The sequence below is a fragment of the Herbaspirillum huttiense genome (assembly GCF_004367745.1).
GTDB classification, from domain to species: Bacteria; Pseudomonadota; Gammaproteobacteria; order Burkholderiales; family Burkholderiaceae_D; genus Herbaspirillum; species Herbaspirillum huttiense.
In genome coordinates this window covers 1502446-1520953 of record NZ_CP037993.1, presented here as the reverse complement: position 1 = coordinate 1520953, position 18508 = coordinate 1502446, and the positions used below count along the sequence as shown (strand labels likewise).

Sequence of the window (18508 nt, the reverse complement as noted above, 5' to 3'; positions counted from 1 at the left end):
CGCCTGCTGCATGCGCCCCACCCGCCTCACCCTCCTGCTGGCGCACTGCCTCGCGGCCAGCCCGCTGGCGCTGCTGACCGCGCCCGCTGCCGCGCAAATCGTTTCCGCCCCCGTCCCGCTGGCGCAGTTCGACTTCCAGTTGCCCGCCGCCAGCATGGAAGCGACGCTGGCCGCCATCGCGCGTACCGCCGGTGGCATCGTGCTGTTCGATCCGGCGGTGACGGCCGGGCTCGGCAGCAACGGCGTGCAAGGCCGCTACACGCTACCCCAGGCACTGCAGCGCGCACTGGCCGACAGCCCGCTGGAACTGGTCGCGCAGGCCGATGGCTCATACGGGGTACGCCGCATTCCGGAAGTGCTGCCCCGCTACAATCCGCCGCTGCCACCGGTCATGCAGACCGGCACCGGGGAGGAGCGCAACAGCAGCCACGGTTATCTCGACAGCGGCTTCCTGGCCAGCGGCAGCCGGCTGGCCACACGGCAGGAAGAAAAACTGTCGGCCCTGCCGGTGTCGCTGCAGGAGATCACCAGTTCCGTTCTCGAAAGCCAGCAATCGCGCTCGGTGGTGGACAGCCTGCAGAACATCAGCGCCGTGGTCCATGGCCGCGGCGACGGCGTCGACCAGGCCGGTACGCTCTACGTGCGCAGCTTCATCGCCCCGGTCATGCGCGATGGCTGGGGCGACCTGGTCTCGCTGTCCAACGTGACCAATGGCCGCGTCGCCGGCTCACGCAGCATCACCTCGCTGGATGTGCCCATGGCCGCCATCGAACGCGTCGAAGTCCTGGGCGGTGCCGACTCCATCGTGGTCGGCGGACCGATGGAACCGGGCGGATCGGTCAACATCGTGACCAAGCAACCGGTGGCCGATACCCTGCGCGAATGGACGCTGGAGGTCGACAATCGCGGCCATCGGCGCAGCGCCCTCGACCTCGGCGGCAGCCTCACGGAGGACCGCGCCTGGACCTATCGCACGATCCTCTCGGCCACGCACGAGAAGCGCACCCTGGATGGCTACGACGGCGCGCGCGAGTTCTACCTCGCCGCCTCGCTCGGCTACAAGGACCGTGATACCGCCGTGGTAGCAGGCCTGAGCCACCACGTCACACGGTCCCCCTTCGGCGGCTACCAGAGCGCCATGCTCACCGACACCGGCCCCGGCCCCGACCTGCGCAACACGCCTTGGGGCCTGCCGGACGATCACAGCCAGGCCACCAAGAGCGAGCTGTTCTACCGCTGGGAGCAAGACCTGGGTGACGGCTGGCGTCTCAACAGCAAGGCCCGCCTGACGCGGCTGCGCTACCACTCAGCCGGCTACACCAGTTGCTCGCCGGTGGACCTGGACGAAGGTACCGGCGTATGCGTGAGCGACCAGTCGCTGCTGCATGCGGACAGCATCGGGCTGGATAACAGCCTCTCCCGCAAGATCGTCAGCGGCGAGTGGCAGCATACGGTGATGGCCGGTGGCAGCTTCACGCGCACACGCCTGCTCCGCTACAGCGACGCCAGCAATTCGAACGTCATCGGCGTCACCTGGCCGCCCGTCGCCAGCGACTTCCCGGCCATCACCGATACCCCCGGCATCGTCAGTGGCCGCGACGCGATCTACACCTCCAACCTCTACCTGCAGGACCAGGTGCGCTGGCGTCGCTGGACGCTGCTGGCCAACGTCGGCTACGAACAGGAACGCAACAATTTTTCGTCGGACGTCGACATGAACGGCGTCGAGCACGACACCTCGCCACCCCGGCACGGACCGGTCTACAACCTCGGGATCGCGTACCGGCTCAGCGACACCGCCACCGTTTACGCCAATGCCTTCCGCAGTTTCACCCCGGGCCAGCTGCTGCTGGACTCCAGCCTCAATGGCGGCAAACCCGGCATCAACAGTGCGCCCGCCACCACCGGGAAATCGGCGGAAGTCGGCCTCAAGCTGGAGCTGCTGGAGCGCCGTGCCATCTTCACCGCCGCCCTCTACCGTGCCAGCCATACCAATGTGCTGCAGTTCGTGTTTCCCGATACCAGCTCGCCCTTCAACAGCTACGTGCTGCTGCCCTCGGCCGTCAGCCAGGGCGTGGAGCTGAACCTGTCGGGCCGCCTGGCACGCGGCTGGAACATCATCGCCAGTTACGGCTACAGCCTGTTCCGTCCGGCCGCGAGCACCGAAGAAGACCGCCGGATCGCACAGTTCGCCCACCATCGCGCCAGCTTGTGGAGCACCTATGACCTGCAGTCCGAGGCCTGGCGCGGCTGGGGCTTCGGGGCCGGCCTCACTGCACGCAGCAGCTACATGGCCTTCAGCGACAGCAATTCGCAGGTACGCATCGCCGGCCAGACCCGGGTCGACGCCAGCCTCTACCATCGCGGCAGCGGCAGCCGCACCACGCTGGGCATCCGCAACCTGTTCGACCGCCGCCTCTACAGCGACTTCGCCACTACCACCATCGGCGTGGAGCCGTCCCGCACGCTCACCCTGACCCATATCGTCGAGTTCTGATCCGCTGCCCCAGCGCAGCGGACCACTGCCCCCTGAAAAAAAATTTGTAACAGACCGTCATTTTGCGCGGCTCGTTGCACAAGCAAGACAGAGAGCTCCCTTTCTCTGTCTTCATCGTGCAAGGAGTCGTCCCCATGTCGTTCATTACCGTTCCGCATACCCCCGGCCCTTACGGGCTGCTGCTGGACATCCAGGAACCGTTGCTGGCCTGCCTGAGCCTGTTGCTGCTGGCCGTGGCGTGTTACCTGCTGGTACCGGGCATGGCCCGCTGCGTACAGCTGGTACGTGCCAGTACCGGTGCCGCCCGCCCCTCCCCGGCCTGGAACGCGGCCGTTCCCGCGCGTCTGCGTGCGGCCCGCCCGAGTGCGCCGCTCAGCCTGCTCAGTGCTCCGGACCAGCCGCGCGCGCCGCTCTCCCGCCTGGCTCGGCAGATCAAGCTGCGCACACGCGGCCTGCTGGCCCCGCGCCAGACGCGGCAATGGCTGGATTTCTGGAACCTGACCGCCACCCATGCGGCCCTGGCGGTAGCCACGCCGCGCCTGCTGCACAAGATCTACCGGCCCTACCAGTCGCTGCGCCTGCGCCGGCCGCAACGGCTGGAGATCCTGACCAGCCACTACGACTTCGTCATCCGCCGTGGCCTGGCCCCGCTGGTGCTGCAAGCGTCGCAGCAGCAAATCCCGATCGGCCAGTTCCAAGGCAAGTCGGGCCAGGACTACGAGGTGCGCCTGGCCGCCATCAACAGCCTGGACCATGAGGGCGAACTGGCGCTGCACCTGTATCGCGGCCAGGACCACCTGTTCTCGACCGCCTTCACCCTGTGCCGCCAAGGAAACGGCTGGATCGTGCGCATCGGCTGCCTGCAGGGCGGCGGCGGTGCTGACAGCCGCGAGCAGATCCGGCGCGCCACACGCGACCTGTTCGGCCTGCGGCCCAAGGCGCTGATGATCCGCATGGTGCGCGCCATCGGCGCCGGCCATGGCTGCAGCCGCGTGCTGCTGGTGAGCAATGGCAATCGCGTGGCCAGCCGGCGCGGCAAACGCGGGCGGGTCCACGCTGACTATGACGCTTTCTGGCAGGAACTGGGCGCAGCAAGGCGCAGCGATGGCGACTACGAATTGCCATGTGAAGAAACGGCACCGGATCTGCAATCCCTGCCCTCGCGCAAGCGCGCCGAAGCCCGCCAGCGCCTGGCGCTCACGCAGGCTGTCACGCAGCAGGTGCGCGGCGCGCTGGTGCGCACCGGCCCCTGAACACCGACTGCGCTACGGAGGCAACATGGCAACATCTACCGGCTCCATCTCCACCTCGGCGGGACCACTGGACGTGGCCAACCTGGTCAACCAGCTGGTCGCCGTGGAAAGCAAATCGCGCCTGACGCCGCTGGCCAGCAAGGCCGATGGCTTCAATGCCCTGCTGGCCGCCTATGGCAGCCTCGACAAGGCGCTCGGCACCTACCAGAGCGCGCTGGCCGGGCTGACGGCCGCCAGGTTCAGCGCCCAGAAGGCGGCGGTCAGCAACAGCGGCAACGCCACGGGCAGTGGCGGCGAGGTCAAGACCGGGGCCGACGCCATCAGCGCCGACATCAACGCCGATGACTCCACCCGCGCGCTGGCCCAGAAGATCCGCTCCGGCGGCTTTGCCAGCGGCCACCTGTTCCGGGCTGGCGATTCACTGGCCATCAAGGTCGGCACCCGGCCGCCGACATTCATCACGCTCAAGGCCGACGCCACCGTCACCGGGCTGCGCGATACCATCAACGCCGCCAACGCAGGCGTGACCGCCAGCGTCACGCGCGACGAAGCCGGTGAACACCTGGTCCTGGAATCCAATACCGGCGGCACCGCCAACACGCTGAGCGTACGATCCAACAACAGTCTCTCCGCGATCAGCTTCGATCCACAGCAGCAGCGACCCGGTGCCATGACGCAAACCCAGGCCGCGCGCGACGCCACCCGTGCGGCGGCCGGCAGCTATGCGCTGAGCGTGGAGCAACTGGCGCAGGCGCACAAGCTCAGCTCGGCCGGCATCAACCCCGGCACGACCTTCGACGTGGGCGTGCTGGCGATCAAGACCGGGCAGGGATCGACCGCGCTCATCAAACCCGCCAACCACACCCTCGCCGGCGTGCGTGATGCCATCAATGCGGCAGAGGCTGGCGTGAATGCCTCCATCGTCAGCGACGGCAAGCAGGAACACCTGGTGCTCACCGCCAAGGAGAGCGGCGCGCAAAACGCCATCCGGGTCTCGGGCACGGGGGACTTTGCGGTGTTCGCTTCCGATCCTTCCGGCAATGTCAGCACCGCATCGGTCGCGCTGGAAAAACGTTTCGGTACAGGGACCGTGAGCCTCACGGTTGGCACCCGCAATTTCAGCCTGTCACCGGCCTCCAGCACGGCGGGTGCCGCACCGGGCCTGGCCGACGTGGCAAGCGCCATCAATGAAGCCAAGGCCGGCGTCACCGCGACGGTGCGGCGCGAAGGCCAGGGTGACCAGGCCGTGGAACGGCTGGTGCTGAGCAACGGCGGCAGCGATGCCATTCGCCTGCGCGGCAGCGGCGACTATGCGGTGCTCACGGCCAGCGCCATGGGCCAGCTGCAGCGCCCGCAGGACGCCCGCCTCAGCATTGATGGCGTGGCCATCACCGCCCCCGGCAACCAGATCCGCGATGCCATCTCCGGCGTGACCCTCAACCTGAACAAGACCACCCGTAGCAGCGACCGCTTCACGCTCACCGTCAGCAACGACAACAGCGGTGCCAAGGAGGCGGTCAACAGTTTCGTCAATGCCTTCAATGCCTTGACCAAGTCGGTCGCCACACTGACCCGCCAAGTCCCCTCCAAGGTGCGCGGCCAGGCCGGCGAACAGGGACCACTGGCCAGCGAAACGATGGTGCAGGCCCTGATGGGGCAGTTGCGCAACGCGGTGCTGGGGGCCGTGAGCGGCAATGAGCATGGCTCGCTGGCGGCCATTGGCGTGAGTTTCAAGAAGGACGGCACGCTGGCCCTGGACGACGCCCGCCTGAGCAAGGCCGGCAGCACCAGCTTCGATGCGCTGGCGCGCCTGTTCACCGACAAGGGCGGCGTGGTCATGCGCAGCCAGGCCCTGCTGGACAAGGTGCTGGGCGAGACCGGGCTGCTGGCCGGCAAGACGCGCGGCCTGCAGAGCAGCCTCAAGACGGTCTCCGACCAGCAGGCCGCCGCCCGCGAACGCCTGGCCAACCTGCGCGACAGCTACACCAACCAGTTCAATCGCCTCAACCTGACGCTGGCCCGGATGCAGGCCTCGCAGTCCTACCTGACCCAGCAACTGGCGCGCCTGCGCAAGACCTGACGCCCTTTTCCACCTCACTCAACGGAACCACCACCATGAGCTTTCAACAGGGACTCAGCGGCCTGCAGGGCGCGAGCAAACATCTGGAAGTCGTCGGCAACAACGTGGCCAACGCCAGCACCGTCGGCTTCAAGCAGGGACAGGTGCAATTTGCCGACGCCTATGCCAACTCCATGAACCGCTCCGGCAATTCGCCGGTCGGCATCGGAGTGACACTGGCCAATGTCAGCCAGGCCTTCACCCAGGGCAACATCGCCACCACCAACAATGCGCTGGATGTGGCGATCAACGGCGACGGCTTTTTCCGCATGGCGGCCAACCTGAATGACCAGTCCCCGCGTTACGGGCGCAATGGCCAGTTCCAGCTGAACAAGGATGGCTACCTCATCAACCCCAGCATGAACGGTGCCTATCTCACCGGCTATCCGGCCGGTGCCGCAGGCGGCGATCCGGTACCGCTGAAGATCGATACGGCCACCCTCCCGGCCACTGCCACCTCGCGCATCACCACCAAGATCAACCTCGACTCGCGCAAGAGCGTGCCGACCATCAGTCCCTTCGATCCGGCCAATCCCAACAGCTACAACAATTCCACCGGCGCGACCGTGTATGACAGCCTGGGCAATCCGTATTCGCTGCAGACCTACTACGTGAAGAGCCCGCCGACCGGCAGCCCGCCCGCTACCACCTGGTCGGTGTATGGCACGCTGGACGGCAAGCTGATCAACGCCGCGCCACCGGCCACCGGCCCGCAACTGCTGGGCACGCTGCGCTTCGATGCCACCGGTGCCCTCACCGCCAGCACCGGCATGACGGTCGACCTGAGCAGCATGGTCAAGGGCGGGGCCAGCTTCCCCACGCCCATCGCACTGAACTACGCCGGCTCCACCCAGACCGGTTCGGCCTTTGCCAACCTGGCGCAATCGCAGGATGGCTCGCCGCCGGGCACGCTCTCCAGCTTCAGTATCGGCAAGGATGGCAGCCTGGTGGGCAGCTACAGCAACCAGCAAACCAAGGTGCTGGGCCAGATCGTGCTGGTCAACTTCGCCAACCCGAACGGACTGCAGCCGCTGGGCAACAATCTCTACCAGGCCACGGCGGCGGCCGGCAGTCCGCTGGTCGGCACCCCCACCACGGCCACCTTCGGCAGCCTGCAGGGCCGTGCCGTCGAACAATCCAACGTCGACCTGACCGCCGAGCTGGTCAACATGATCGTGGCGCAGCGCGTCTACCAGGCCAATTCGCAATCCATCAAGGTGCAGGACACGGTATTGCAGACGCTCATCAGCCTGCGATGAGGATGCACGCATGAGTCCCGGTATGTCCTTCGCCGCTGCCCCCGCCGCCAACGGTGCCGCCCTCACGCTGCCGGTCGCCCCGGCGCTGCGCGGCATGATCGATGCCGCCCTCAATGCGGTCATGGAAGAAGCGGCCGCCGAAGCACGGCTGACCATGGGCACGCTGGGGCGCTGCGCCGATTACGCCCTGGTAGGTGCGCGCGTGCTGCGCCTCCTGCTCAATCGTCCTTACACGGCGCTGTCGGGCGGCGAGGTCATTGACTGCGGCAGCGGTCTCTACGTTGCCATGCATCCGGGCCGCAAGGCACGGCGCAGTGCGCGCAAGCTGTCTGAACTGAAGGATTACCATTGCTGGATCGAAGCCTTGCATCCGATGCCGGACGGCAGCCTGCGGCGCGAGATCATCGATTTCACCATGCGCCACGACCCGCTGGTGGCCGAGGTCTGCGGGCTGCCCTTCACGCGCTCGCACCGTCACGACTACCTGTGGGCATGGCAGGAGGAGATAGCGCCGCTACCGCTGGCAGCACGCGCGCAATTGCCGCCGCAGAGCCGCAGCGGCGACTGGATGTGGGTGGATCAGGATTGCCTGCGGCTGTTGAAAAAGTATGAGCAGGATCACGAGGGCCTGCTCGCTCGCCTCACCGGCCAGGTGCTGCACAAGCTGGTGGAGGCGATGCAGGCACAAGAAGAGGCAGCGCAGATGCGCAGCACGGCCAGCCTCAAGCTGGCCTGAGCCGCGCCGGACTCAAGGCCGCGGCATCGACCCCGAAGCGCGCGATATGCGCCGGCACCGGCTCGCCCCGGATCAGGGCCGCATAGGCCTCGCCCGCCGCCGGTGACGACTGAATGCCATACCCGCCCTGCCCGGCAGCCCAGAAGAAATCCGGCACCTTGGCGTCGTAGCCGCCGACGAAACTGCCGTCGCTCACGAAGGAACGCAGGCCGGCCCAGACGTGCGCCGGACGCCGGATCTCCAGCGTCGTGCCGTTCTGGATATGGTCGATGGCGATGGCGATATCCAGTTCCTCGGCCTGCACGTCGTGCGCTCCGACCGGATCGGCATTGGCCGGCGAACCCAGCAGCAGGCCGGCATCCGGCTTGATGTAGAAAGATTCATCGACCGGCATGAACATTGGCCAGTGGGCGCTATCGGCCGGTGCCGTGAAGGTGAAGGCTGAACGCCGCTTCGGCACCAGTCCGATGGGCGCGGCTCCGGCCAGTTGCCCGATCTCGTCGGCCCAGGCACCGGCGGCGTTGACGATGACGCCCGCGCGCAACTCGCCCTGACTCGTCTGCACATGCCACGTGCTCTCTCCCTGCGCATGGCCATGCTGCAGCGACTGCACCTCGGCATTGCACAGCACGCGTGCGCCCGCTGCCCGCGCGCCGCGCAGGAAGCCCTGGTGCAAGGCATGCACGTCAATGTCGCTGGCATCTTCCTCGTAGACCGAACCGATCAGGTCTTGCTCACGCAGCACTGGCACCATGGCGCGGGTCTGCGCCGCATCGAGGCGCTGCACCTTGTCGGACACCGAACGCACCAGCGCTTCATGGGCATCGAGTTCCGCGTGCAAGGCAGCGGTCGCATAGAACAAGGCACCGCGCGGCGTCAGCAGGGCATGGTCGGCGAAGCCCTCGGGCGGATGATCGAAGAAGGCGCGGCTGGCGCAGGTCAGCGCCCGCACTTGCGGCGGACCGTAGCTCTCCATGTAGAGCGCGGCCGAGCGGCCGGTGCTGTGATAGCCCGGCTGCGATTCGCGCTCCAGCAGCAGCACGCTGCCGTGACGCGCCAGCCAGTAAGCGATGGAGGCACCGGCGATGCCGGCCCCGATGATGAGATAGTCGACGCGGCCTTGCTGGCTCATGGGCAAACTCCGTGATCTTTTCAGAGGGCGGCGATGACGGCCACTTCCACGTCCAGCCCCGGGGCCATCAGCAGTGCCTGCACGCAGGCGCGCGTGGGCGCATGGCCTGCAGGGACCCAGGCATCCCACACCGCATTGAAGGCAGCGAAATGCTCCGGGCTGGAGAGCCAGACATTGGCGCTGACGATGCGCTCGCGCGCGATCCCCTGGGCCTGCAACTGGGCATCGACCTTGGCCAGCACTTCGCTGGCCTGCTGCGGGATGGGCGCACCCGGATGGTCCGCCACCTGGCCGGCGACGAAGGCAAAGTTGTTGGCCAGCACCAGCTGGCTCATGCGGGCATTGGTATTGAAGCGTTGGATCGTGTTCATGGAATCGTTCAAGAATGAAATGATATAAATGGTTTATACCGCAGCCTGCGCCGACGCTGCCGTCGCCGCACCATCGAAGATGGGCGGATGGGTAACCAGGGACGTCAGCTCTGCGTTGACGGACTTCAGCTTCGCCAGGTCAGGCCGTGGCCGCTGCAATGTCTCATCGCCCGCGAACGCCGCCTCCAGCGCGCCGGCCCAGGCCAGCAAACGGGCATCGTCGCGGAAGGCACCGGTGACCTGCAAGCCGAAGGGCATGCCGCGATGATCACGGCCGCAGGGCAGCGAGATCGAGGGATTGGTAACCAGTGTGACCACATAGGTCAGGGCCAGCCAGCGATAATAATTTTCCAATGGCGCGCCGTTGACCTCCTTCAGGTACAGCTCGCTCCACGGGAAAGGCGACACCGGCGTGGTCGGCGAGAGGATCAGGTCATAGCGCGCATACAGCTGCTGGAAGCGACGGAACAGGCGCGTCTGCTCGCCCTGCGCCCAGGCGCAGTCGGACAAGCTCATGGCCGCACCCATCTCGTAGTTGGCGCGGGTGTTGGGGCCGAGCGAAGCGGGATCGCGGCGATAGGCGGCCTCGAACCCTGCCACGAAGGCTTCGGCACGGATCACGTCGAAGGCGCGATGGGCCTCGCCCATCTCCATCTCCACGGGCTCGCAAACCTGCACGAAACGGCTGATGGCAGCCATCTTCTGGCGGAACACTGCGCGAATGCCCTCGTCCACTGCGCACACGCCGAAGTCTTCGGTATAGCCGATGCGCAGGCGCGACAAGTCCACCGGCGGCAAGGCCGCGAACGCCGCTTCATCGACCGCGTGGCTCAAGGGATCGCTGGCATGCAGGCCAATGGTGGCGCGCAATTGCAGCACGGTATCGGCCACATTGCGGCCCATCGGACCGACCACCGAGATCGGCGTCCAGCCCAGCAGCTTGCGCTCGCTCGGTACCAGTCCCGGCGAGGGACGGAATCCCACGACGCCGCACTTGGCCGCCGGAATGCGCAGCGAGCCACCGGTATCCGAGCCCGAGCACAGCGGCAGCAGGTCCACCGCCAGCGCCGCCGCCGAGCCTCCGGAGGAGCCGCCCGCATTGAGCAGCGGATTGAAGGGATTGCCGGTGGCCCCCCACACCGTATTGCGGCTGTTGGCCCCGGCCCCCATCTCGGGCACGTTGGTCTTGCCGGCCACGATGGCACCGGCCGCGCGCAGGCGCGCCACCAGCGCGTTGTCGTGTGCGGGGACGTTGCCGCGATAGATAGGCGAGCCGTAGGTGGTCAGCAGGCCTTCGGTTTCTTCGAGATCCTTGATGCCGATGGGCAGGCCGTGCAGCAGCCCCAGTTCAGCCCCGACCATGACCGCCTGCTCGGCCGCACGCGCCTCCTTGCGGGCACGCTCGAAGCAGGTGGCGGTCACGGCGTTGATGTGGGGATTGAGGTCTTCGATGCGGGCGATGCAGGCGTCCAGCAACTCGACCGGAGAGACTTGCTTGCTGCCGATCAGCTGGCGCAGTTCGACGGCAGTTTTTTCGACGAGGGAATCGGACATGAATTTCCTTGTAAGTGGATCAGGCCGGCTGCATCTGGCCACCGGTCTTGCTGGTGCGGATGAACAGGCTCACCAGCACCGAGAACAGGGCCGCGCCGATCAGGAAGCTGAAGGCGTAATCGTAGTTGGCAAAGGCGCTGACCAGGAAGCCGATCACCAGCGGCGAAATGAAGCCCGCCAGTTGCCCGCCCAGGTTGACCATGCCCACGCCGCTGCCCACCAGCTGCGCCTGCAGCAGCTTGGTCGGCAACGCGATGCAGGTGGCCAGCACGAAGGACTTGAAGAAGTAAGCCAGGCATTGCCAGGCGATGACGCCCTCGACGGTCGCGGCAGTGTACATGCAGTAGACGAAGACGGCGGTCAGCAGCGAAGAGGCAATCAGCAGCAGCTTCTCACGGCCATCGAAGAAGCGCACCATGACCCAGCCGCCGATGGCGGTCGACAGACCGGCCATGATGTAGGGCAGCGGCAGCAGCAAGCCGACCGCCTTGAGATTGAGGCCGCGCACGGTCATCAGATAGGTCGGCATCCAGCTGTCGAGCCCCTTGTTGATGATGGACAGGCCAAACCACACCGCCACGATCTTCCACATCAGCGGCATCCTGAGCAGGGCCGCGAAGGCTTCCTTGTTGATGGCCTTGGGACCGTCCTTGCCGGGCCGTACCGGACGCACGCAGAACCAGTACACGAGGGCGAACACCAGCCCGGCAATGCCGATGGTATGGAACACCGCGCGCCAGCCGAAATGCATGATCAGCGGTGCGATCAGCAGCGGGGCCAGCATGCTGCCGATGTAGTTGGAGGACATCAGCAGCGAGGACATCTTGGGCCGTTCCTCGCGGCTGAAGTTTTCTGCCACGCCCTTGACGCTGGCGGCCGGAAACGCGCCCTCGCCCAGACCGAAGATGAAGCGGATCACCACCAGGCTGGTCACCGACCAGGCCATGCCGGTCACGCCGGTGAAGACCGACCACAGCAGGATGGAGATGACGATGACGGGACGCGAACCGTAGCGGTCGGCCAGCCAGCCGCCGGGCAGTTGCAGGAGGGAATAGCCGAGGAAGAAACTCGACAGCAGGATGCCGAGGTCGGACGGCTTGAGCGCGAATTCGCTGGCGATCTGGGTGGCGGCGAAGGTGATGGCGGCGCGGTCGATGTAGGACACGCACCAGCCCAGGTACAGCAGCACCAATACCAGATACTTGTAGCGTCCCTCGCCCTGCGCCTTCGTCATTGCAGCCTGTGCAGCATCCATGAAGCCTCCCTCGCGACGCGACGGCGGGCACCCTGCCGCCGATCCGTGAAAGCATCCTAAGCCTGCACATGGTTTGCCACAAGTACAAGTTTTCGAACCAGTGATTGCCGAATCGGCAAACCATTCCTACAATTCATGGATGTCCATCATCCATACCCGTGTGCTGCAGGAGACCGCCGTGCGCTACTTCCTTGAAGTGGTGCGGCGCGGCTCCATTACCGAAGCGGCCAATACGCTCAACGTCGCCTCCTCGGCCATCAGCCGCCAGATCGCGCGGCTCGAAGCCGAACTCGACACGCCGCTCTTCGAGCGCGTCTCGCGCGGCATGCGGCCCAATGCCGCCGGAGAACTGCTGGCCGCGCACGCGCTGCGCCAGCAACTGGAAGCCGAACGCATCGGCAATGAACTGGCGGCCTTGAAGGGCTTGCGGCGCGGGGAGGTGAAGCTGGCGACCACTGAGGGTTTCGCGCTGGAATTCGTACCAGCGGCCATTGAGCAATTCTGCCGCCAGCACAAGGGCATCCGTTTCCAGCTCTCGGTGGGCAATGCAGTCCACGTGGCGCAGCAGATCCGCGAAGGCGCAGTCGACCTGGGACTGACCTTCACCATGGCACCGGATCCGGACATCAAGGTCGAGTTCGCCCAGCGCGCGCCCATCATGGCGGTGATGCGGCCGGACCATGCACTGGCCCATCGCAAGCAGGTCAGCCTGTCGGAACTTGCCCCGTATCCGCTGGCCATGCCGCAGAAGAACATCACCATGCGGCGGCTGATCGATGCCTGCTGCAGCCGCCGCAACGTGCTGCTGGAGCCGACCCTGGCGGCGGACTCCATCAGTGCCCTGCTGTGCTTCGTGATGTCCGGCGACGGCATCGGCTTCTCGGCCGCGCTGCCCATCCGCAAGCTGGTGCGCGAAGGACAGCTGGCCGCCCTGCCCATCCGGGACAAGGACATGAACACCCTGCAGCTGGAAATCCAGTCCCTGGCCGGACGCACCTTGCCCAATGCGGCGCGCGCTTTCCTCAACGCCCTGATCGCGCGCGCCAGCGGGCGGCACTGAACTTTTACGCCACTTCAGCGCCTTGCAGCACCAACAGCGGTGCCAGATGGAAGGAATGTTCCAGGCGCGCCTGCGGGTCTTCCATGTGCTCGGCAATGACGCCCATGCAGGCCGCCACCAGGCAGCGCGCCACGTCGATGGGCGTGAGTCCGCGCCGCAACTGGCCGCGTTCATAGGCGATATTGAGGGCGGCGGTCAGATGCTGCAGGGCGCGCAGGCTCAGCGACTCGATACGTTCACCCAATTCCTCCGGCAGCTCGGGCGTGCCGCGATAACGCAGCACCACTTCCATGCGACGCCGCTGCCGTACGTTGCGCAGGTAGTCCAGCAGCTTCAACCACAGCACCTCGCGCAGCAACAACAGCGGCTGCTCGCTCTGGCGATAGACCGCCAGTTCCGGACCGATGTCGAAGGGCCAGACCAGATCATCGAACACGGCATTGACCAGGGACAGCTTGTCCGGGAAGTGCCAGTACACCGCCCCGCGCGTAAAAGCCGCGCTGGCCGCCACGTGTTCCAGCGTGGTGGCCCGCACGCCGCGCCGGGCAAACGCGGCCAGCGCGGCATCGAGCAGGATGGCGCGGGTCTTGCCGGCGCGCGGGCTCATGGCGCGGCCGTGGCCAGGTCACTGGCGACAGGGCTGCCGGAGCGTTCCACCCAGCCGCCGCCGAGCGCCTTGTAGAAGGTCACCAGATTGGTCCAGCGCGACAGGCGCGTACCGATCAGGGTCTTCTGCGCCGAGTACAGCGTGCGTTGCGAATCGAGCACGGTGAGATAGCTGTCCACGCCATTGTTGAAGCGCGCCTGCGAAAGCCGGTACGAGGCATCGCTGGCGTCCACCAGATCCTCCTGCGCCTTCAACTGGCGGCCCAGGGTATTGCGCTGGGCCAGTGCATCCGAGACCTCCTGGAAGGCGGTCTGGATGGCCTTCTCATACTGGGCCACGCTGATGTCGCGGCTGATGGTGGCGATATCCAGGTTGGCCTGGTTGGCGCCGCCATCGAAGATCGGCAAGGAGATCTGCGGCACGAAACTCCACGAACCCGAGCCGCCCTTGAACAGGCCGGCCAGCCGCGCACTGGCCGTGCCCGCATCGGCAGTCAGGCTGATGCTGGGATAGAAGGCCGCGCGCGCCGCTCCGATGTTGGCATTGGCGGCACGCAGCGTGCGTTCGGCCTCGACGATGTCGGCGCGCCGCTGCAGCAGGTCCGAGGGCAGCCCCGGCGGAATGGTCGCCAGCGGACTGGCGGCGGCCAGTGCGGTATCGGGCAAACCCTGCGGCAGCAGCCGGTCCGGCAGATCCTTGCCCACCAGCAGTACCAGGGCATTGCGGTCCTGGTCGACCTGGGCGGTGTAGCTCTCCACGTCCACGCGCGCACTCTCCACGCTGGTCTGCGCCTGGCGCAAGGTCAGCGCCGAGGACGAGCCCAAGTCGAAGCTGCGCTGCGTGAGTTCGTAACTGCTGCTCTGGCTGGCCAGCGTGTCCTTGGCCAGGCGCAGGCGGTCCTGGTCGGAGGCCAGCGTCAGCCAGGCAGTGGCGACTTCGGCGATCAGGCTGATCTGGGTGCTGCGACGTGCCTCGGCAGTGGAGAGGAAGGATTGCAGCGCCTGTTCCTTGAGGCTACGGACTCTACCGAACAGGTCCAGTTCGTAGGCGCTGAAACCCAGCGTGGCGGTATAGCTGCGCGCGGTCAGCGCACGGCCGGTGGCCGACAGGTCGGCCGGCGTGCGGCTGGCCGATTCACTGGTGGCGGCGTTGATGGTCGGGAACAGTGCGGCGCGCTCCACGCCATATTGGGCGCGCGCCTTCTCGATGTTGAGTACGGCCACGCGCAGATCGCGATTGTTGGCCAGACTGAGGCTTATCACCTCCTGCAATGTCGGATCGGTGAAGACATCACGCCAGCCGATATCAGACACCGCCATGGCCGGCGTGCCGCTCGCGGCCGCTGCGCTGTGGTCGCCCGCAAACTGCCTCGCCACGGGGGCGGCGGGCCGCTGGTACTCGGGCATCAGGGTGCAGCCGCCCAGCAGCATGGCCAGCAACAGCGGTGTCATCAGCGCGCGGGGACGATGCGCGGCGCGATGGGTCAGGGAAGGATTCATGTCAGTGCTCCGGGGAAATCGCGGGTTGGCCTTGCGGCGCGGAGGAAGGCTTGCGGGCGAACAGCTTCATGATGATCACGAAGAACAGCGGCACGAAGAACACCGCCAGCACCGTGCCCGAGAGCATGCCGCCGATCACCGCCGTGCCCAGCGCATGCTGCGCGCCGGCACCCGCACCGCTGCCCAGCACCAGCGGCAGCACGCCGAGGATGAAGGCCAGCGAGGTCATCAGGATAGGACGCAAGCGCATGCGCACCGCATCCATCGTCGCTTCCACCAGGCTCTTGCCATGCTCGTGCAGATCCTTGGCAAATTCCACGATCAGGATGGCGTTCTTGCAGGCCAGGCCGATGGTAGTCAGCAGGCCCACCTGGAAGTAGACGTCATTCATCTTCCAGGTCAGGATCGCGCCCAGCAATGCGCCGAACACGCCCAGCGGTACCACCAGGATCACCGAGAACGGCACCGCCCAGCTTTCATAGAGCGCCGCCAGCGCCAGGAACACGATCAGGATCGAGATCGAATACAGCAGGCCGGTCTTGCCGCTGGAGGCCTTTTCCTGCAGCGACAGGCCGGTCCACTCATAGCCGATGCCAGGTGGCATCTTGGCCATGGCCGCTTCCACGATGGCCATGGCTTCACCGCTGGAGGCCGCCCCCGGCAAGGCCATGCCGAGGATTTCCATGGAGGGCACGCCGTTGTAGCGCTCCAGGCGGGGCGAACCGGAAGTCCAGCTGGCGGTCGAGAAGGCGCTGAAGGGAACCATGGTGCCGGCGCTGTTGCGCACGTACCAGCGATCGAGGTCGGAGGGCAGCATGCGGTATTGCGCATCGGCCTGCAGCATCACCTTCTTGACGCGGCCCTTGTCGATGAAGTCATTGACGTAGCTGCTGCCCCAGGCGGTGGCGATGGTGTCATTGATGTCGGACATGGCCACGCCCAGTGCACCGGCCTTGTCGGTATCGACATTGAGGCGGAACTCCGGTGTATCTTCGAGGCCGTTGGGGCGCACCGCCACCAGGCGCTTGTCCTGCATCAGCGTGCCCAGCAACTGGTTGCGCGCCTGCATCAGGGCGGCGTGGCCGAGGTTGGCTTCATCCTTCAGCATCAGGTCGAAGCCGGTGGCATTGCCCAGCTCGGACACGGCCGGCGGGGCGAAGGCGAATACGCGGGCATCGCGGATCTGCGCGAAGGCCGCACCGGCCTTGGCCGCGACGTCGGTCACCGAGAGTCCGGGGCCCTTGCGCTCATCCCAGGGCTTGAGCTTGATGAAGGCAAAGCCCATGTTCTGGCCGCTACCGGCGAAGCTGAAACCGGAGACGGCGAACACGCCCGATACCGCATCCTTCTGGTCCACCAGGAAATGATGCTCGACCTGTTGAATGACTTCATCGGTGCGCGCCTTCGTGGCACCGGAGGGCAACTGCAGGATCGCAAACAGCGTGCCCTGGTCTTCATCCGGCAGGAATCCCACGGGCAGCTTCATGAAACCCGTCACCACCAGCGCCAGCAGCACCGCGTAAGCGGCCATGTAGCGCCAGCCGCGCCCCAGCATGTGACGCACGATGCCCTGGTAGCGCAGGTTGCCGCGATCGAACTGGCGATTGAACCACCCGAAGAAACCGGTCGTGGCCAGCGCATGGCCCTTGGCCGCGGGCTTGAGCAGCGTGGCGCACAGGGCCGGTGTCAGCACCAGTGCCACCAGCACCGACAGCGTCATGGCCGAGACGATGGTGATGGAGAACTGGCGATAGATCACGCCGGTCGAGCCGCTGAAGAAGGCCATCGGCACGAACACCGCTGCCAGCACCAGCGCCACGCCGACCAGCGCGCCACTGATCTGGCCCATCGACTTGCGGGTGGCTTCCTTGGGCGGCAAGCCTTCCTCGGACATCACGCGCTCGACGTTTTCCACCACCACGATGGCATCGTCCACCAGCAAGCCGATGGCCAGCACCATGGCGAACATGGTGAGCGTGTTGATGGTGAAGCCGAACGCCGCCAGCACGCCGAAGGTTCCCAGCAGCACCACCGGCACGGCAATGGTCGGGATCAGCGTAGCGCGGAAATTCTGCAGGAACAGGTACATCACCAGGAACACCAGCACCACCGCTTCGATCAGGGTGCGTACCACTTCCTCGATGGAGATGCGCACGAAGGGCGTGGTGTCATAGGGCTTCTGCACCTTCATTCCGGCGGGGAAGAACTTCTCCAGCTGGGCTACGCGGGCATCGATGGCCTTGACGGTATCGAGTGCATTGGCCCCGGTGGCCAGCTTGATGGCCAGGCCGGCTGCAGGCTTGCCGTTGTAGCGGCCGACCGAGGTATAGCTTTCGCTGCCCAGTTCGATGCGGGCGACGTCGCGCAGCTTGACGCGCGCCCCGTCGGAGAGCGTGCGCAGCACGATGTTCTGGAACTGCTCGGCGGTGCGTAGGCGGGTCTGGGCCGTGATGGTGGCGTTGATCTGCTGGTTCTCGGCAGCAGGCAGGCCGCCCAGCTGGCCGGACGAGACCTGCACGTTCTGCGCCTGGATGGCGTTCTTCACGTCCAGCGGCGTGAGGCTGTAGCTGTTGAGCTTGTTGGGATCGAGCCAGATGCGCATCGCATATTGCGAACCGAAGAGCGTGGTGTCGCCCACGCCCTCCACCCGGCTGATGGCATCCTGGATATTGGCGGCCACGTAGTCCGACAGGTCGGAGCCGCTCATGCTGCCATCTTCCGAAGTAAAGGCCAGCACGTTCAGGAAGTTGGTGGCCGACTTGGTTACGGTGATGCCCTGCTGCTGTACTTCGGAGGGCAGCAAGGGCGTGGCCAGCGACAGCTTGTTTTGCACCTGCACCTGGGCGGTATCCGGATTGGTACCGTTCTCGAAGGTAAGGGTGATGGTCACCGAACCGGACGATTCACTGGTGGAGGCCATGTAGCTGAGCCGATCCAGCCCCTTCATCTTTTGCTCGATGATCTGGGTCACGGTGTCTTCCAGGGTCTTGGCCGACGCCCCCGGATAGTTGGCGGTGATGGCGATGGCCGGTGGTGCGATGGCCGGATACTGCGCAATCGGCAGGGTCAGCACCGAGATGGCACCGGCCAGCATGACGATGATGGCGAGTACCCAGGCGAAGATGGGACGGTCAATGAAGAAGCGAGCCATGATGTTTTCCCGCCT

Annotated in this window: 13 protein-coding genes; 6 read left to right on the top strand and 7 right to left on the bottom strand. The window is 66.1% G+C overall.

Annotated features, from left to right (window positions below; translation table 11 throughout):
• Positions 1-10: 10 nt before the first annotated feature.
• The 5 genes from E2K99_RS06780 (at position 11) to E2K99_RS06760 (ending at position 7864) form a co-directional block, all read left to right on the top strand.
• Positions 11-2497 (top strand): TonB-dependent siderophore receptor, encoded by a 2487-nt coding sequence (locus E2K99_RS06780; RefSeq protein WP_134221752.1) that lies wholly within the window; start codon positions 11-13, stop codon positions 2495-2497.
• Positions 2498-2631: 134 nt separating this feature from the next.
• Positions 2632-3750: a VirK/YbjX family protein gene (locus E2K99_RS06775; RefSeq protein WP_134221751.1), complete on the top strand. Its 1119-nt coding sequence runs from the start codon at positions 2632-2634 to the stop codon at positions 3748-3750.
• Positions 3751-3775: 25 nt separating this feature from the next.
• Complete coding sequence (fliD, locus tag E2K99_RS06770; protein WP_134221750.1) at positions 3776-5830, top strand: flagellar filament capping protein FliD; 2055 nt, start codon at positions 3776-3778, stop codon at positions 5828-5830.
• A gap of 35 nt (positions 5831-5865) precedes the next feature.
• A complete protein-coding gene (gene flgE / locus E2K99_RS06765) occupies positions 5866-7128 on the top strand; it encodes a flagellar hook protein FlgE (RefSeq protein ID WP_034333790.1) in 1263 nt (420 codons plus the stop codon).
• Between the two features lie 10 nt (positions 7129-7138).
• On the top strand, positions 7139-7864 hold the full coding sequence (locus E2K99_RS06760; protein WP_134221749.1) for a hypothetical protein: 726 nt from the start codon (positions 7139-7141) through the stop codon (positions 7862-7864).
• On the opposite strand, the gene E2K99_RS06755 is transcribed toward E2K99_RS06760, so the two are convergent.
• Genes E2K99_RS06755 through E2K99_RS06740 form a run of 4 tightly spaced genes read right to left on the bottom strand, consistent with a single transcriptional unit; the run spans position 7851 to position 12176 of the window.
• Positions 7851-8996, bottom strand: coding sequence for an NAD(P)/FAD-dependent oxidoreductase (locus E2K99_RS06755; RefSeq protein WP_134221748.1), 1146 nt, complete (start codon positions 8994-8996; stop codon positions 7851-7853). The genes E2K99_RS06760 and E2K99_RS06755 overlap by 14 nt on opposite strands.
• Before the next feature lie 20 nt (positions 8997-9016).
• Complete coding sequence (locus tag E2K99_RS06750; protein WP_134221747.1) at positions 9017-9367, bottom strand: RidA family protein; 351 nt, start codon at positions 9365-9367, stop codon at positions 9017-9019.
• A 33-nt stretch (positions 9368-9400) separates the two neighbouring features.
• Positions 9401-10921 carry an amidase gene (locus tag E2K99_RS06745; RefSeq protein WP_134221746.1) on the bottom strand — a complete coding sequence of 507 codons (1521 nt, stop codon included), beginning with the start codon at positions 10919-10921 and terminating at the stop codon, positions 9401-9403.
• Positions 10922-10940: 19 nt separating this feature from the next.
• Positions 10941-12176, bottom strand: coding sequence for an MFS transporter (locus tag E2K99_RS06740; RefSeq protein WP_199725000.1), 1236 nt, complete (start codon positions 12174-12176; stop codon positions 10941-10943).
• A gap of 139 nt (positions 12177-12315) precedes the next feature.
• On the opposite strand from E2K99_RS06740, the gene E2K99_RS06735 reads away from it, so the two are divergent.
• Positions 12316-13236, top strand: coding sequence for a LysR family transcriptional regulator (locus E2K99_RS06735; RefSeq protein ID WP_134221745.1), 921 nt, complete (start codon positions 12316-12318; stop codon positions 13234-13236).
• A gap of 4 nt (positions 13237-13240) precedes the next feature.
• Here E2K99_RS06735 and E2K99_RS06730 read toward each other — a convergent pair whose 3' ends face one another.
• Genes E2K99_RS06730 through E2K99_RS06720 form a run of 3 tightly spaced genes read right to left on the bottom strand, consistent with a single transcriptional unit; the run spans position 13241 to position 18493 of the window.
• The gene (locus E2K99_RS06730) at positions 13241-13843 is read right to left on the bottom strand and encodes a TetR/AcrR family transcriptional regulator (RefSeq protein ID WP_134221744.1); all 603 of its coding nucleotides are present in this window, start codon (positions 13841-13843) and stop codon (positions 13241-13243) included.
• Entirely contained in the window at positions 13840-15342 is a 1503-nt protein-coding gene (adeC, locus tag E2K99_RS06725; RefSeq protein ID WP_134221743.1) for an AdeC/AdeK/OprM family multidrug efflux complex outer membrane factor, read from the bottom strand. Before adeC ends, E2K99_RS06730 begins: the two co-directional genes overlap by 4 nt.
• Before the next feature lies 1 nt (position 15343).
• Positions 15344-18493: an efflux RND transporter permease subunit gene (locus E2K99_RS06720; protein ID WP_134221742.1), complete on the bottom strand. Its 3150-nt coding sequence runs from the start codon at positions 18491-18493 to the stop codon at positions 15344-15346.
• Positions 18494-18508 lie beyond the last annotated feature (15 nt).

What these genes read in the sequence shown, in the direction of transcription:
- E2K99_RS06780 (WP_134221752.1), top strand. Translation starts at nt 11, where the DNA reads ATGCGCCCCACCCGCCTCACCCTCCTGCTGGCGCACTGCCTCGCGGCC.
- E2K99_RS06775 (WP_134221751.1), top strand. Translation starts at nt 2,632, where the DNA reads ATGTCGTTCATTACCGTTCCGCATACCCCCGGCCCTTACGGGCTGCTG.
- fliD (WP_134221750.1), top strand. Translation starts at nt 3,776, where the DNA reads ATGGCAACATCTACCGGCTCCATCTCCACCTCGGCGGGACCACTGGAC.
- flgE (WP_034333790.1), top strand. Translation starts at nt 5,866, where the DNA reads ATGAGCTTTCAACAGGGACTCAGCGGCCTGCAGGGCGCGAGCAAACAT.
- E2K99_RS06760 (WP_134221749.1), top strand. Translation starts at nt 7,139, where the DNA reads ATGAGTCCCGGTATGTCCTTCGCCGCTGCCCCCGCCGCCAACGGTGCC.
- E2K99_RS06755 (WP_134221748.1), bottom strand. Translation starts at nt 8,996, where the DNA reads ATGAGCCAGCAAGGCCGCGTCGACTATCTCATCATCGGGGCCGGCATC.
- E2K99_RS06750 (WP_134221747.1), bottom strand. Translation starts at nt 9,367, where the DNA reads ATGAACACGATCCAACGCTTCAATACCAATGCCCGCATGAGCCAGCTG.
- E2K99_RS06745 (WP_134221746.1), bottom strand. Translation starts at nt 10,921, where the DNA reads ATGTCCGATTCCCTCGTCGAAAAAACTGCCGTCGAACTGCGCCAGCTG.
- E2K99_RS06740 (WP_199725000.1), bottom strand. Translation starts at nt 12,176, where the DNA reads ATGGATGCTGCACAGGCTGCAATGACGAAGGCGCAGGGCGAGGGACGC.
- E2K99_RS06735 (WP_134221745.1), top strand. Translation starts at nt 12,316, where the DNA reads ATGTCCATCATCCATACCCGTGTGCTGCAGGAGACCGCCGTGCGCTAC.
- E2K99_RS06730 (WP_134221744.1), bottom strand. Translation starts at nt 13,843, where the DNA reads ATGAGCCCGCGCGCCGGCAAGACCCGCGCCATCCTGCTCGATGCCGCG.
- adeC (WP_134221743.1), bottom strand. Translation starts at nt 15,342, where the DNA reads ATGAATCCTTCCCTGACCCATCGCGCCGCGCATCGTCCCCGCGCGCTG.
- E2K99_RS06720 (WP_134221742.1), bottom strand. Translation starts at nt 18,493, where the DNA reads ATGGCTCGCTTCTTCATTGACCGTCCCATCTTCGCCTGGGTACTCGCC.